Source organism: Streptomyces sp. S.PNR 29, assembly GCF_030386795.1.
GTDB lineage: Bacteria > Actinomycetota > Actinomycetes > Streptomycetales > Streptomycetaceae > Streptomyces.
This window is the reverse complement of sequence record NZ_JANUQM010000012.1, coordinates 171,639-185,145: the sequence shown is the minus strand read 5'-3', so window position 1 is coordinate 185,145 and position 13,507 is coordinate 171,639. Positions and strand designations below refer to the sequence as shown.

At 73.0% G+C, this 13,507-nt stretch carries 13 protein-coding genes and 1 pseudogene; 7 read left to right on the top strand and 7 right to left on the bottom strand.

The annotated features are described in order from the left end of the window. Nucleotides 1-51 precede the first annotated feature (51 nt). Nucleotides 52-423, top strand: coding sequence for a hypothetical protein (locus tag NW895_RS29560; RefSeq protein WP_289939383.1), 372 nt, complete (start codon nt 52-54; stop codon nt 421-423). Here NW895_RS29560 and NW895_RS29555 read toward each other — a convergent pair whose 3' ends face one another. Next, nucleotides 424-1,587: a M20/M25/M40 family metallo-hydrolase gene (locus NW895_RS29555; protein ID WP_289939382.1), complete on the bottom strand. Its 1,164-nt coding sequence runs from the start codon at nt 1,585-1,587 to the stop codon at nt 424-426. A 98-nt stretch (nt 1,588-1,685) separates the two neighbouring features. On the opposite strand from NW895_RS29555, the gene NW895_RS29550 reads away from it, so the two are divergent. Further along, complete coding sequence (locus tag NW895_RS29550) at nt 1,686-3,701, top strand: NADPH-dependent 2,4-dienoyl-CoA reductase (RefSeq protein ID WP_289939381.1); 2,016 nt, start codon at nt 1,686-1,688, stop codon at nt 3,699-3,701. Nucleotides 3,702-3,733: 32 nt separating this feature from the next. Next, nucleotides 3,734-4,285, top strand: a complete 552-nt coding sequence (locus tag NW895_RS29545; RefSeq protein ID WP_289939380.1) for a PadR family transcriptional regulator — start codon at nt 3,734-3,736, stop codon at nt 4,283-4,285. 110 nt (nt 4,286-4,395) lie between these two features. Here the strand turns inward: NW895_RS29545 and NW895_RS29540 are convergent, their stop codons facing one another. Together NW895_RS29540 and NW895_RS29535 are read right to left on the bottom strand one after the other, a co-directional pair. Beyond that, nucleotides 4,396-4,950, bottom strand: a complete 555-nt coding sequence (locus NW895_RS29540; protein ID WP_289939379.1) for a hypothetical protein — start codon at nt 4,948-4,950, stop codon at nt 4,396-4,398. A 163-nt stretch (nt 4,951-5,113) separates the two neighbouring features. Beyond that, entirely contained in the window at nt 5,114-6,091 is a 978-nt protein-coding gene (locus NW895_RS29535; protein WP_289939378.1) for a fibronectin type III domain-containing protein, read from the bottom strand. Nucleotides 6,092-6,484: 393 nt separating this feature from the next. Between NW895_RS29535 and NW895_RS29530 the strand changes: the two genes are divergently transcribed. Then, nucleotides 6,485-7,237, top strand: coding sequence for a glycoside hydrolase family 75 protein (locus NW895_RS29530; protein WP_289939551.1), 753 nt, complete (start codon nt 6,485-6,487; stop codon nt 7,235-7,237). Nucleotides 7,238-7,310: 73 nt separating this feature from the next. Here the strand turns inward: NW895_RS29530 and NW895_RS29525 are convergent, their stop codons facing one another. The 4 genes and pseudogenes from NW895_RS29525 to NW895_RS29510 form a co-directional block, all read right to left on the bottom strand. Beyond that, entirely contained in the window at nt 7,311-7,721 is a 411-nt protein-coding gene (locus NW895_RS29525) for a PTS fructose transporter subunit IIA (RefSeq protein WP_289939377.1), read from the bottom strand. Beyond that, nucleotides 7,714-8,322, bottom strand: a complete 609-nt coding sequence (gene dhaL, locus NW895_RS29520; protein ID WP_289939376.1) for a dihydroxyacetone kinase subunit DhaL — start codon at nt 8,320-8,322, stop codon at nt 7,714-7,716. The genes NW895_RS29525 and dhaL overlap by 8 nt, the downstream gene beginning before the upstream one ends. Nucleotides 8,323-8,371: 49 nt before the next feature. Then, nucleotides 8,372-9,364, bottom strand: coding sequence for a dihydroxyacetone kinase subunit DhaK (gene dhaK, locus NW895_RS29515; RefSeq protein ID WP_289939374.1), 993 nt, complete (start codon nt 9,362-9,364; stop codon nt 8,372-8,374). A 332-nt stretch (nt 9,365-9,696) separates the two neighbouring features. Beyond that, nucleotides 9,697-9,864, bottom strand: a pseudogene (locus NW895_RS29510) (polyphosphate kinase 2); the annotation flags it as partial. A gap of 433 nt (nt 9,865-10,297) precedes the next feature. On the opposite strand from NW895_RS29510, the gene NW895_RS29505 reads away from it, so the two are divergent. From NW895_RS29505 to NW895_RS29495, 3 genes are all read left to right on the top strand, one after another. Continuing rightward, on the top strand, nt 10,298-11,368 hold the full coding sequence (locus NW895_RS29505) for an alcohol dehydrogenase catalytic domain-containing protein (protein WP_289939373.1): 1,071 nt from the start codon (nt 10,298-10,300) through the stop codon (nt 11,366-11,368). 180 nt (nt 11,369-11,548) lie between these two features. Then, nucleotides 11,549-12,436, top strand: a complete 888-nt coding sequence (locus NW895_RS29500) for a universal stress protein (protein WP_289939372.1) — start codon at nt 11,549-11,551, stop codon at nt 12,434-12,436. 92 nt (nt 12,437-12,528) lie between these two features. Beyond that, nucleotides 12,529-13,428, top strand: a complete 900-nt coding sequence (locus NW895_RS29495; RefSeq protein WP_289939371.1) for a universal stress protein — start codon at nt 12,529-12,531, stop codon at nt 13,426-13,428. Nucleotides 13,429-13,507: the final 79 nt, after the last annotated feature.

The following is a 13,507-nucleotide window of genomic DNA, read 5'->3' as shown; positions in this document are numbered from 1 at the left end:
TGGTGCTTTTCTGGGTGTGGGGGTGCGGACCACGAGAGGAGCGCGATCACCATGGACGGCGAGCGACCGCACCCGGAATCCGTCTCGGTCGAGATCAGCGGATGCAGCAAGGACGACGCCCGGATCGTGTTCGACACCCTGCGCGCCTGCTACGCCTCCGACCGGCGCGCGGACGACGTGCCCCGGGACTACCACGAGGTACGCCCGACCGTGTGGCTCGGCACCTTCGACGTGGCCGACGCCCAGCAGGGCGAGTGCGGTCCCGCGCGGCTGCGGGGCTCCGTCGAGGCCGACGTACAGGGCGGCTACTGGGCGATCGAACAGTTCCGCACCACCCTGGACTCCCTGTTCACCGTGCACGACCTGAGCACGGCGTCCGGAGACCAGGAGCGGGAGCTGCATGTGCGGCTGGAGAGCCGGTGACTACGAGCTGAGCAGACCGAGCACCGCCCGCCGGTAGACGGCGTGGACGACGGGCAGCTCCGCGAGCCGGGCCCGTTCGTCCACGCCGTGCAGCCCCTCGTACCGCACGCCGAAGCCGGCCGTGGCCCGGATGCCCTCGGCCGCGAGCAGGTTGCCGATGTTCGACGGGCCCGCCGTCTTCGCCCGCACCGCCAGCCCCTCGCGGGCCGCGGCGTCGAGCAGCGCGGCGGCGGGCTGCTCGTGCTCGGCGAGCCGGTACGGCGGCCAGGCGGCAACCGGCGTGATCCCGGTCGGCCGCGGGCCGGGCAACCGCGCGTCCAGCTCGGCCGCCGCCCTGCGGACCAGCGCCTCGGCCGCGCCGGCGTCGAAGGCCGGGGTGGTGCGGATGTCGACGCCCAGCTCGCACAGGTCCGGGACGACCGAGAAGCCCTGACCGCCGTGGCAGGAGGTCACCGACAGCTTCGGCGGCAGCGGGAACTCCGCGTCGGTTCCCGGGAGTTCGGCCGCCTCCAGCAGCCGCACGAGGTGGGCCGCGCGTGAGACGGCACCCACCGTGGCCCGCCTCGACCCGGAGTGCCCGGACGCCGCGTGCACCGCGATCGTGGCCCGCCACAGGCCGCGCCCGCCGGTGACGACCTCCTCCAGCCCCGGGTAGCCGATCATCACCCCCGCCGGGCGCGCCGCCTCCGCGTCGGCGAGATAGGCCCGCGCCCCGCCGAAGCCGCCGGTGTGCTCGTCGACGTCGAGCAGCACGGCGAGCCCGCCGCGCAGGTCATGGGCGCGGCCGTGCAACTCGGCGGCGAGGTGGCAGAACAGTGCCGCCGCGAGCTTGGAGTCGGCCGCGCCCCGGCCGCGCAGCCAGCCGTCGACGACGTCCCCGCAGTCCGGCGGGAACGACCAGGCGCCCTCGTCGCCGTACGGGGCGGTGTCCACGCAGGCGTCCAGCGCCCACCAGGGGCCCGGGCGGCCCCCGGAGACCTCCACCAGCAGCCCGACCAGCCGCCCTTCGCCGTCGTACAGGCGGCGATGCGGCAGTCCGCGTCCGCCCAGCCAGCCCTCCAGGACGCCGAGGACGGGCCCGTAGTCGTCGATCCCGGCCCGGCTGGGGCGGCGGACGAGCTCGGTGGCGAGGGCCACCACGGACTCCGTCAGGTCTGCGGCCATGGGGCCACTGTGCACCCCGGAGTCCTTGTGCAACTAGTTGCACAAACCCGGGGTCGTCCTCTACAACTACAGACACGACACCGCGCACGGAGGGCCCGATGAGCCGTTACCCGCACCTGCTGAGCACACTCGACCTGGGCTTCACCACGCTGCCCAACCGCGTCCTCATGGGGTCCATGCACGTCGGCCTGGAGGAGGCCGAGCACGGCTTCGACCGCATGGCCGCGTTCTACGCCGCCCGGGCCCGCGGGGGAGTGGGGCTCATCGTCACCGGCGGCATCGCACCCAACGAGGAGGGGCGGCCCTACGAGGGCGGCGCCAAGCTCACCACGGACGCGGAGGCCGAGCAGCACCGGGTCGTGACGGAAGCTGTGCACCGCGAAGGCGGTCGCATCGCGCTGCAGATCCTGCACTTCGGCCGGTACGCCTACCACCGGGACCTGGTCGCACCCAGCCCGCTCCAGGCGCCGATCAGCCCCTTCCCGCCCCGGGAGCTCACCGACGCCGAGGTCGAGCGGACCATCGACGACTACGCCCGCACCGCCCGCCTCGCCCGCCGGGCCGGCTACGACGGCGTCGAGATCATGGGCTCCGAGGGCTACCTGATCAACGAGTTCATCGCCGCGCAGACCAACCACCGCACCGACCGCTGGGGCGGCTCGTACGAGAACCGGATGCGCTTCCCCGTCGAGATCGTCCGCCGGGTCCGCGAGGCCGTCGGCGAGGACTTCATCATCGTCTATCGGCTGTCCATGCTGGACCTCGTGCCCGGCGGCTCCACGCTGGACGAGGTGATCACCCTCGCCAAGGCGGTCGAGGCAGCCGGGGCGACCATCATCAACACCGGCATCGGCTGGCACGAGGCCCGTATCCCCACCATCGCCACCTCCGTGCCGCGCGGGGCGTACACCTGGGTGACGAAGCGGCTGATGGGCGAGGTGTCGGTCCCGCTCGTCACCACCAACCGCATCAACACCCCCGAACTCGCCGAGCAGGTGCTCGCCGAGGGCACGGCCGACATGGTGTCGATGGCCCGCCCGATGCTCGCCGACCCCGACTTCGTCGCCAAGGCCGCGGCCGGCCGCCCCGAGGCGATCAACACCTGCATCGGCTGCAACCAGGCCTGCCTCGACCACACCTTCAGCGGCCAGATCACCTCCTGCCTGGTCAACCCCCGCGCCTGCCACGAGACCGAGCTGGTGCTGTCCCCGACCCGCACCCGCAAGCGCGTCGCGGTCGTCGGCGCCGGGCCGGCCGGACTGGCCTGCGCCGTCTCGGCGGCCGAACGCGGCCACGCCGTCACGCTCTTCGACGCCGCGAGTGAGATCGGCGGACAGCTGAATGTCGCCCGCAGGGTCCCCGGCAAGCAGGAGTTCGACGAGACGCTGCGCTACTTCCGCACGCAGCTCGACGAACACGCCGTGGACGTGCGCCTGAACACGCCCGTCACGGCCGCGGACCTGGACGGCTACGAGGAGGTCGTCGTCGCCACCGGCGTCACCCCACGCGTCCCCGACATCCCCGGCGTCGACCACCCGAGCGTCGTCGGCTACCTGGACGTCCTGCGGGGCGGCGCCCCGGTCGGCGACCGCGTCGCGATCCTCGGGGCGGGCGGCATCGGCTTCGACGTCGCCGAGTACCTCACCGACGGCGGCGACAAGGCGAGCGAGCACCCCGAGACCTACTTCCGGCACTGGGGCGTCGACATGGAGTACCGCGCCCCCGGCGGCCTCGCCGCACCCGAGCGGCCCGCCCCGCCGCGCCGCGTGCACCTCCTCCAGCGCAAGACCTCCAAGGTCGGCGCCGGACTCGGCAAGACCACCGGCTGGATCCACCGCACCGAGCTCAAGCACCGCGGCGTCACCATGGTTCCGGGCGTCAGCTACGACCGGATCGACGACGCCGGACTGCACCTCACCGTCGACGGCGAGAGCACGCTGCTCGAAGTCGACACGATCGTCCTGTGCACGGGCCAGGAGCCGCGCCGGGGCCTGTACGAGGAACTGCTCGCCGCCGGACGCAGCGCGCACCTGATCGGCGGTGCCGACGTGGCCGCCGAACTGGACGCCAAGCGCGCCATCAAGCAGGGCACCGAGCTGGCGGCGGCACTGTGAGGGGACGGTACGGCCGTCCCTAGGATGAGCGCATGTCACTCCCGCACGCGATCCTCACCGCCCTGCTCGAAAGGCCGTCGTCGGGGCTGGAATTGACCCGCCGCTTCGACAAGTCGATCGGCTACTTCTGGTCGGCGACGCATCAGCAGATCTATCGCGAGCTGGGGCGGCTGGAGGCCGACGGCCTGATCCGCGCCCTGCCGGCCGAGCAGCCGGTCCGCGGGCAGAAGAAGAGCTACGAGGTCCTGCCCGCGGGCCGCGCCGAACTGGCCCGCTGGACCGCCGCGTCCCAGGACCCCAAGCCCCTGCGCGACGCTCTGCTGTTGCGGCTGCGGGCCGCCGCCGTGGTCGGCACCGAGGGCATCGAGGCCGATCTGCGACGCCATCTCCAGCTGCACGAACGGCAGTTGGCGGAGTACGAGGAGATCGAGCAGCGGGACTTCCCGCCCGGGAAGGACAGCCCCCAGGACCGGCTCCAGCACCTCATCCTGCGGGCCGGCATCGACCTGGAGACCTTCTGGACGCAGTGGCTCAGGCACGCGCTGGCGGAGTTCGCCGAGCTGCCCGGCCACGAGCCGACCTGACGGCGGCCGCCCGCCCCGGGTAACCGGGTGGTGCGGCCGCCGTCGGGCCGGTCGCCGCCGTGCAAGCCCGGCGCCGCAAGAAGCCGGTGCGGCTTCAGAACCCGTACGCCTCAGAACCGGTACGGCTTCGACCGGCGGCGCAGGTACCAGACCCCGGCGATGACACCGGACCCGACCAGGGCGCCGCCCGCCACCAGCGTGACGGTGCCGTAGTCCTTGATGCCCCCGCCGGCCCCGCCCATGACGCCGCGCGTCGGCGAGGCGGTGGGGGAGACGGTGGGCCTGGGGGTGGCCGTGGGTGACCGGGTGGGGGTGGGCGAGACGATGACGGTCTGGGTGCCCGCGGTGCTGCCGTTCGAGCAGATGACGATGACCGTGTACGTGCCCGGGCTGACGTTCGACCACGCGGCGGACTGACTGACGCTGGTCCCCGTCAGGGCCACCTGGCGCCCCTGGGAGAAGTTCGACTGGCTGCTGGTGAGCAGCGAGGCGTTGCCCCAGCTGCCGTTGATCTGGGTGCACGCGCTGGTCGTGACCGAGACCGTGGACCCGGTGGTGCTCACGGAGATTCCCGGAGCGGCGGCAGCGGGCCCGGCGGCCAGGGCGATCGGCAGCGCGGCGGCCACGGCCAGGCCGTTGCGGAGGAGTGGCGATGAGTTGCGCATGTGGACTGCCCTCCGGCGGCACGGTTGGCGGTACATCCCTTGCGCCGCCGAGGATCGGGAAACGCCCGTGCTGCCTCATGAGCAGCCAACGCGGCCACGGCCCGCTCGGCATGCCGGGCGCGTCCGGGCAGGTGACGGATTGCTCCGTCCGGCGGACGGACCCTCACCTCCGCGCGCCGGTCGTCACCGTCCGCTCCGCCGAGAAACCGCCCCAGGTCCCGTCCGGCAGCCTGGCCCGGAGCCGCACCCGGTGGGTGACACCGGCGTCGCGCCCCGCGTAGAAGCTGTAGGTGACCCGGCCCCGGGGCGCGTCCCCGCCGTACACCAGGGACGTCGCCGGACGGCCGTCGAGGTGGATCTCGTACTCCGTGATCACACCGTCCGTGCGCGGCGGGACCCAGCTCAGGTCGATGTGGTACGCCCCGTCGGCACGGTGGGTCGTCACCCGCAGGCCGGCGGGGGCGGTGGAGCGCCCGTCGTCGCTGCCCGGTGTGGTGAGCCGGACGGCGGTGCCGGCGGGGGAGACGTTGCCGGCCGCGTCCCTGGCCCGCACGGTGAAGGAGTAGCGGGTACCGGGCCGCAGCCCCGTGACCACGGTGGCCGTCCGGTCCCCGCCCACACTGTGGATCTTCGTGCCGCCCTGGTGGACGTCGTACGACACCACGCCCCGGTCGTCGGCCGAGGCGGACCAGGACAGCTGGACGGCCCGGCTGCCAACCGCCCGGCCCCGTGGCGCCGAAGGACGTGTCGGGGCCGAGCGGTCGGCCGCGGCGGCCGCGGGTGTCGTGGCCCGGGCCTGCCGACTGGGTGGCCCGAGCCGCCCGTCGGCGTCCCGCGCCCGCACGGTGAAGACGTACGCGGTGGACGGCCGGAGCCGGGTGACGTCCACCATGCGTTCGGAACCGGGCACGTCCCGCACCTTGGTGGTGCCGCGATACACCTCGTACCCGTCGGCCCCGGCCGACCTGTTCCACATGACGTGCACGCTGGTCGCGCTCCCCGCCGCGGCCGTGACGCCCGTGGGCGCTGCGGGGAGCCTGCCGTCGGCACCGTCGTCCGCCGCGCTCCAGCCGCAGGAAGTGACCAGCGTGAGCGCACCGCAGAGCACGGCGCCCCGGAACAGGGCGGCGGAAACGGACACGCCTCGCACGACTCCGCCTCCTCGGGAGGGCACGAACGACGGCAATGGTCCGGACCAATATGGCGCGGGTGTCGCGATCGCATCAAGAGGGCCGTCGTTGGTGACCAGCCGGGGATTACGTATGCTGAAGTCCCTCACGGCTGAAGTCCCCGCCAGCGCCGGGGAGTTCATGCCTGCGGCGCGGACCGCTGTCGTCGCTGATCCCGCGCCGGCCGGGCGGCCGGGGGCCGTGAGGCTGTGCCGGCTCCGGCTCCCGGCCCCTGTCCGGCATCCGGGGGGACATACGCCGTCCGGCCCCTCCAACGCTGGCCGAGTGATCGTTCCGGGACCAGATTGAGCTGAGCGCTCGTCGCCGAGTGCTCGTCAGTGTCCCCCACGAGAGGCTCGCTCATGGTGTGTGTCAAGTCGCTGACCCTGGTCGCGGCCAGCGCCGCCCTGCTCACCCCCACGACGCTCCCCGCCCCGCCGTCCCGGCCCCGAGTGGAACCGGTGGCCGTGCGTGACGACGCCGTCCGCGCCGCCGACCTGCTGGCCAAGGTCCGGGACTGCACCCGAGTCTCCCGCGGCCGCTACCGCCGTGACGCCGGGGCACCCGCGCGGATCCCGGTCTGCGGCACCCGCGAGGTGGTCTACTGGACGGCCGACATGGACATCGACTGTGACGGCCGGCCAGGTCGTCGCTGCAACCGCCGCACCGACCCCCTCTTCTCCTCCGCCACCGCCTACGCGCAGTCCAACGGCCGCGCGCTCTCCGCCGAACGGCTCCCCTTCATCGTCGTACCCGCCCCGAGCCGCATCTGGGACCACCGCGACCACGGCGTCCGCGGCGGGTCGGTCGCGGCCGTCGTCTACGGGGACCGCGTGCAGTACGCGGTCGTCGGCGACATCGGCCCGCGCCGTGTCATCGGTGAGGCTTCCTACGCCACCGCCAAGGCCCTCGGCATCCGCCCCGACCCGCGCCGCGGCGGCGCGCCCTCCGACGTCACCTACATCGTCTTCAGGAACAGCCGGGTGAAGCCCATCGAGGACCGCGACGCCGCCGCGCTGGCCGGGGAGCGGCTGGCGCGACAGTTCGTGGGACGGCCGGGCGGGCGCCGGCCGGACGCCTATCCACTGCCCGTCGAGGCTGGGTGGGCGTCACGCTGAGCGCTGCCGACGGTGACTGACCGGGCATCAGCCCGGGGGTCTCACGCTGCCTGCCCGGCCGAACCGCTCAGGCTCAGACCTTGCGGTACGAGTACGCCTCCGACGCCGCCGCCTCGACCGCGGCGAGATCGGCCCCGGCGGCCGCCGTGACGACCGCGGCCACCGCACCCTCGACGAAGGGGGCGTCCACCAGCCGTGTGTTGCCCGGGAGTTCGTCGCCCTCCGCGAGCAGCGCCTTCACGGTGAGCACCGCGCTGCCGAGGTCGGTGAGGACGGCGACCCCGGCGCCCCGGTCGACGGACGCGGCCGCCGCGGAGATCAGCTCGGCGCTGGTGCCGAGCCCGCCGCCCTCGGTGCCGCCCGCCGGTGCGACGGGCACCGCCGTGCCGCCGCCCGCCAGCCCCTTCGCCAGCTCGGCCACCGACGCGGCCACCTCCGCGCTGTGCGACACCAGCACGATGCCGACGAGCTTCTCGTCACTCACCACCGGCCTCCCTTGCCTCGGAGAGCCCCGCGATCAGCAGCGCGGCCGAGGTCGCGCCGGGATCCTGGTGCCCGATGCTGCGCTCCCCGAGATAGCTGGCCCTGCCCTTGCGGGCCAGCATCGGCGTCGTCGCCAGGGCGCCCTCCTCGGCGGCGGCACGGGCCGCGGTGAACGAGTCGCCGAGCGCCTCCACGGCCGGCACCAGAGCGTCGATCATGGTCTTGTCGCCCGGCGCGGCACCGCCGAGCGTCATGACCGCGTCCACCCCCGTCCGCAGCGCCTCGGCCAGCTGCTCCTCGCCGACCTCGGCTGCGTCTCCGAGCGCCTTGCCGGTGCGGCGCAGCAGGGTGCCGTACAGCGGCCCGGAGGCGCCGCCGACCGTCGAGATCAGCTGACGCCCGGCGAGGACGAGGACCGCTCCGGGTGTGTCGGGCGCCTCCTTCTCCAGCGCGGCTGTCGCGGCCCGGAACCCGCGCTGCAGATTGGTGCCGTGGTCGGCGTCCCCGATGGGCGAGTCGAGGGCGGTGAGCCGTTCCGCCTCACGGTCGACGGACGCTGCGGTCACCGCCATCCAACGGCGGAAGAAGTCGGCGTCGAGCACTGGATCTCCTTGCCTGGTAGGTGCCTTGTGATCCCTTACCCCTTCTGTGTCACATGCCCCAGCGCAGCCCCGGTGTCTTCACCGGCGCGTTCCAGAGCCTGAGCAGTTCCTCGTCGATCTGGCAGAGGGTGACCGAGGCGCCCGCCATGTCGAGGGAGGTGACGTAGTTGCCGACGAGCGTGTGGGCGACGGCGACACCGCGCTCGGCGAGCACACGCTGCACCTCGGCGTTGAAGCCGTACAGCTCCAGCAGCGGGGTGCCGCCCATTCCGTTGACCAGCACCAGGACGGGGTTGCGCGGGCTGAGGTCCTCCAGGATCGCGCCGACGGCGAAGTCGGCGATCTCACCGGAGGTCATCATCCGCCGCCGCTCCCGGCCGGGCTCGCCGTGGATGCCGATGCCCAGCTCCAGCTCCCCGGCCGGCAGGTCGAAGGTGGGGCTGCCCTTGGCCGGGGTGGTGCAGGCGCTGAGCGCGACGCCGAAGGTGCGGGAGTTCTCGTTGACCTGCCGCCCGATCGCCTCCACCCGCTCCAGCGGCTGCCCCTCGTCCGCCGCGGCGCCCGCGATCTTCTCCACGAACAGGGTCGCGCCCGTGCCGCGCCGCCCTGCCGTGTAGAGGCTGTCCGTCACCGCGACGTCATCGTTGACCAGCACCTTCGCGACCTGGATGCCCTCGTCCTCGGCCAGCTCGGCGGCCATGTCGAAGTTGAGGACGTCGCCGGTGTAGTTCTTCACGATGAACAACACCCCGGCGCCGCTGTCCACAGCCGCCGCGGCCCGCGCCATCTGGTCCGGCACCGGCGATGTGAACACCTCACCCGGACAGGCCGCCGAGAGCATCCCGGGACCCACGAATCCACCGTGCAGGGGCTCGTGCCCCGATCCGCCGCCGGACACCAGGGCGACCTTCCCGGCCACGGGGGCGTCCCGCCGTACGATCACCCGGTTCTCCACGTCCACGGTCAGCTCGGGATGAGCGGCTGCCAGGCCGCGCAGCGCGTCCGCGACCACGGTTTCCGGGACGTTGATCAGCATCTTCATGAGTACCTCCTGGTGCGGCTAGCAGTGGGCCTCTGACCCTTATTTTCGCAGGTCAGAGTCGGTTGGACCAGTTGTTGATCTTGATCGTCGACGGCGGTCGGAAGCGGGTTCCGGCGGTGCTGATGCCGACTTGGCGCCGACTTTGATGATGGAGTGTCAAGTGACGTGGACGGATCGTTGCGTTGAGACAGGAGCCCTCTGCCGGAAGTATCGACCTTGCGGCTGCGACGGTCACGCGGGGCGATCCTCCAGGCATGTCGGCGGTGCGGGCTTCGGCTCCGCCGGAGCAGGTGTGAGCCCACAGACGGGCGGCGGCACCTCGCGGTAGGGATGATCGACTCCAGGTCCATCGGCGACAGCTTCCATCGCCGCAGCGGATCCGCGAGCCGGCGCCGGAAGCGTTCCTGCTGCACGGCGTCGCTCACCGAGAACCAGTACTTGCGCAGCGGGATCCCGTCCTCCACCAGCATCCGTTCGAAGACCGGGCACTGGCGCAGGAACCGCTGGCCAGTCGAACAGCACGATCTGGACCTTCACCAACTCCGCCTGCAGACGGAGCAGTTCCTTTTCGTGCCTCTTGCGCGGCAGTGTCGCCGCCTGTTTGTCGGCCATGCCGCCTCCGCCCCGGTGAACCGCGCTGCCGCATGACGCGTCACCCATGCCCGGTACCGAACACCAGGACGCCACCGTACGTTCCGGCGGGGAAGCCCGCACCCGGATCCACCGCACCCGACGACCGGCCGGGACGACGCGCGGCTGGAGCCCGACGCCGGGCGCCGCGGCGGTGTTCCGCAGCCGGTGCGGAACACCGACGTGCGGGACAAGCTGGATGCACGGGGAAATCCCGGTGCCGTGTCGGCGTGCGGCTGACGTTCGAGCCGGCGGTTCCCCGAGTCCTGCGCCCGCCCGAACAGCAAGAGGGTGAGGAACGGCATGAAAGGCTACGTCTACCACGGCCCCGGACAGTCCGCCTGGGAAGAGGTTCCCGACCCGGACCTCACGGAGGCCGCCGACGCGATCGTGCGGGTCGACGCGGTCACGATCTGCGGTACGGACCTGCACATCCTCAAGGGCGACGTGCCCGAGGTGCGTCCCGGCACGGTGCTCGGCCATGAGGCGGTCGGCGAGATCGTCGAGGTCGGCAGCGAGGTGCGCTCCGTGCGGCCGGGAGACCGGGTTCTGATCTCCTGCATCACCGCCTGCGGGCGGTGCCGCTACTGCCGAGAGGGGATGTACGGCCAGTGCCGGGGCGGCGGGGGCTGGATCCTCGGGCACCTCGTCGACGGAACCCAGGCCGAGTTCGTCCGGGTTCCGTACGCCGACCTCTCCGTGCACACCCTGCCCGGCGCGGTCACGAACGAGGACGCCGTGCTGCTGGCCGACATCTTCCCGACCGCCTACGAAGTGGGTGTGCTCAACGGGTGTGTGCGGCCGGGCGACACCGTGGCCGTGGTCGGGGCCGGACCCGTAGGACTGGCCGTGATCGCCACGGCCCACCTGTTCGCGCCCGAGCGGGTCATCGCCGTGGACGTGGCCGCCGCCCGGCTGGAGGCCGCACGGGAAGTCGGGGCCGAGGCCGTGGCCGACGCCCGGGAAACTCCCGAACAGCTGATCGCGGACCTCACCGACGGCCTCGGCGCGGACGTGGTCATCGAGGCGGTGGGCGTTCCGGAGACCTTCGAGCTGTGCACCCGCATGGTGCGGCCGGGAGGGCGTGTCGCCAACGTCGGCGTGCACGGCAGGCCCGCCACGCTGCACCTGGAAGACCTCTGGATCAAGAACGTGACCATCACCACGGGCCTGGTGGACACCCGCTCCACTCCCACCCTGCTGCGGATGGCGGCGGCCGGGCGCCTGCCCACGGCCCAGCTGGTCACCCACACCTTCCCGCTGGAGCGCATGCAGGAGGCGTACGACGTCTTCGGAAAGCCCGCTGAGACAGGGGCGCTGAAGGTCGTGCTCGGCGGGCCGCAACGCGAGGTCGTCCCCGTGCAGGCGGCCTGAGAGCACTCAGCGGACCGGGGACCCGTGACCCTCGTCGTCGTCGGCGCCCGGACGCCGGACGGATGCATCCCGCACGCGGCAGGGGCCGAAGGTCCCCCCAGCGGGGCCTGGCCGGCCCTCGCGGCGTCGGCTGCCGGATGCGACGGTGAGAGTGACAGCCCGACGTAAGGCGGTGGGGAGATGGAACTGCCCCTGGTCGTGGGCGTCGACGGATCGGACGGCAGCCTGCTGGCGGTCGACTGGGCGGTGGACGAAGCCGCCAGGCACGGACTCCCGCTGCGACTGGTGCACGCCTCCCTGTGGGAGCGCTACGAGAGCGCCCCGCCGACGGTGCCGGCGAAGAACAGGGAACGACGTCCCTCGGAGCGGGTGCCGGCGGAACACACGGTGGCCTCCGCCGCGGAGCGCGCCGGCCGGCGCCATCCCGGCGTCAAGGTGTCCACCGGCATCATCCCCGAGGAAGCCGTGGACGCCCTCCTGTACGAGGGCAACAACGCCTCGGCCGTGGTGACGGGATCGCGAGGCCGCGGGGAGGTGCAGGGCCTGCTGCTGGGCTCGGTCGGCCTGTCCGTCGCCGCGCGCGCGTCCTGTCCGGTGATCGTCGTCCGGGGTGACGCGGCGGGCCTGGCCGGCACGCACGAGCGGATCCTGCTCGGCGCCGGGGATCTTGACACCACCGGTGAGGCCGTACGGTTCGCCTTCCGCGAGGCCGAGGCACGTGCGAGCACGCTGGACGCCGTACGCGCCTGGCGCTGTCCCGCGCACGGGACGACGCACCATGCCGCACCGGCCGGGGGGCCGGCCGATCAGCACGAAGGACGCGCCGCGGCCCTCCTCGACGCGCTGCTCGCCGACGCGGCGGCCGAGCACCCGGGTGTACGGGTCAGCCGTACGACGGTCGAGGGACCGGCCCGCAAGGTGCTCGTGCACCGCTCGGCCGCGGCCGATCTCGTCGTCGTGGGAGCCCGGCGCGGGCCCGGCCACTTCGGTCTCCAGCTCGGCCGGGTGAGCCACACCCTGCTGCACCACGCCGCCTGCCCGGTGGCGGTGGTGCCGCAACGGGTGTGACCGTCTCACGTGCCCGGTTCCGGCGTCATCCATGACAGGCGGGGCCCGCGCCCCGTCCCCGCACGTGCACCACATGACAGGAGGTGACGGTGATGATCAGGCCGGTCGTGGCCGGAGTGGACGGTTCGCCCGAGGGGCTCGCCGCGGCGGACTGGGCGGCCAGGGAGGCCTTGCGCCGAGAACTGCCGCTCCGGCTTGTGCACGCCTGGGAAGCGGGTCTGCCGGAGGGAGACCCCGAGGTGACCCTGCCCGAGTTGCGGGTGCCTCAGCACCACGCCGCCCATGTGCTGCTCAGCGCGCTCGACCAGCTGGTCCAGCGGTACCCGCAGCTGTCCATCACGGCGGAGCAGGTGTTCAGGCTGCCCCGTTCCGCCTTGCTCGCCGAGGCGGAGTCGGCCGACCTCCTGGTCATCGGCAGCCAAGGAGCCGGCGGCTTGGCCGGATTCGTCTCGGGATCGGTCGCCATGGCCACCGTGGCCCGCATCGAGAGGCCGATCGTCCTGGTACGGGCCGGCGAGACCGCCGAGGACGAGCATCTTCCGGACGACGACGGGGAACCGTCGGTCCACACCCCCTTCCGTGATGTCGCGGTCGCCGTCGACGTCGATGAACCGTCCGAAGCGGTACTGGACTTCGCGTTCCACGCCGCCGAGCTCCGCCGGGCCTCTCTGCGGGCCGTACACGTCTGGCACCTGCCGTACCCCCACGTCCTCCCGGACACCGAGGAGCGCGCACGGGCCAGGACGGAAGCGGAACGCGAACTGGCGGAGCTGGTCCAGCCGTGGCGCGAGAAGTACCCCGCCGTCGCTGTCCAGAGGAAGCTGTACGAGGGACGCCCGGCACACGTTCTCGCCCGGGCCGCGGACGGCGCGGGGCTGCTCGTGGTCGGCAGCCGTAGGCGCCCTGCGGGGGTCGGGCCGCGCACGGGACCGGTCGCGCACGCCCTGATCCACCACGTCAGCTGCCCGGTCGCTCTCGTCCCGCACGACTGAGGCCCCGTCCGCCGGGCCGTCAAGGTGGCCGGGCCGACGCCGTCACCGACCGCCGGACGACGGCGACTCGGTCACCGCA

Coding starts and splice junctions, on each gene's coding strand:
- NW895_RS29560 (WP_289939383.1), top strand. CDS start 52: ATGGACGGCGAGCGACCGCACCCGGAATCCGTCTCGGTCGAGATCAGC.
- NW895_RS29555 (WP_289939382.1), bottom strand. CDS start 1,587: ATGGCCGCAGACCTGACGGAGTCCGTGGTGGCCCTCGCCACCGAGCTC.
- NW895_RS29550 (WP_289939381.1), top strand. CDS start 1,686: ATGAGCCGTTACCCGCACCTGCTGAGCACACTCGACCTGGGCTTCACC.
- NW895_RS29545 (WP_289939380.1), top strand. CDS start 3,734: ATGTCACTCCCGCACGCGATCCTCACCGCCCTGCTCGAAAGGCCGTCG.
- NW895_RS29540 (WP_289939379.1), bottom strand. CDS start 4,950: ATGCGCAACTCATCGCCACTCCTCCGCAACGGCCTGGCCGTGGCCGCC.
- dhaK (WP_289939374.1), bottom strand. CDS start 9,364: ATGAAGATGCTGATCAACGTCCCGGAAACCGTGGTCGCGGACGCGCTG.
- NW895_RS29505 (WP_289939373.1), top strand. CDS start 10,298: ATGAAAGGCTACGTCTACCACGGCCCCGGACAGTCCGCCTGGGAAGAG.
- NW895_RS29500 (WP_289939372.1), top strand. CDS start 11,549: ATGGAACTGCCCCTGGTCGTGGGCGTCGACGGATCGGACGGCAGCCTG.
- NW895_RS29495 (WP_289939371.1), top strand. CDS start 12,529: ATGATCAGGCCGGTCGTGGCCGGAGTGGACGGTTCGCCCGAGGGGCTC.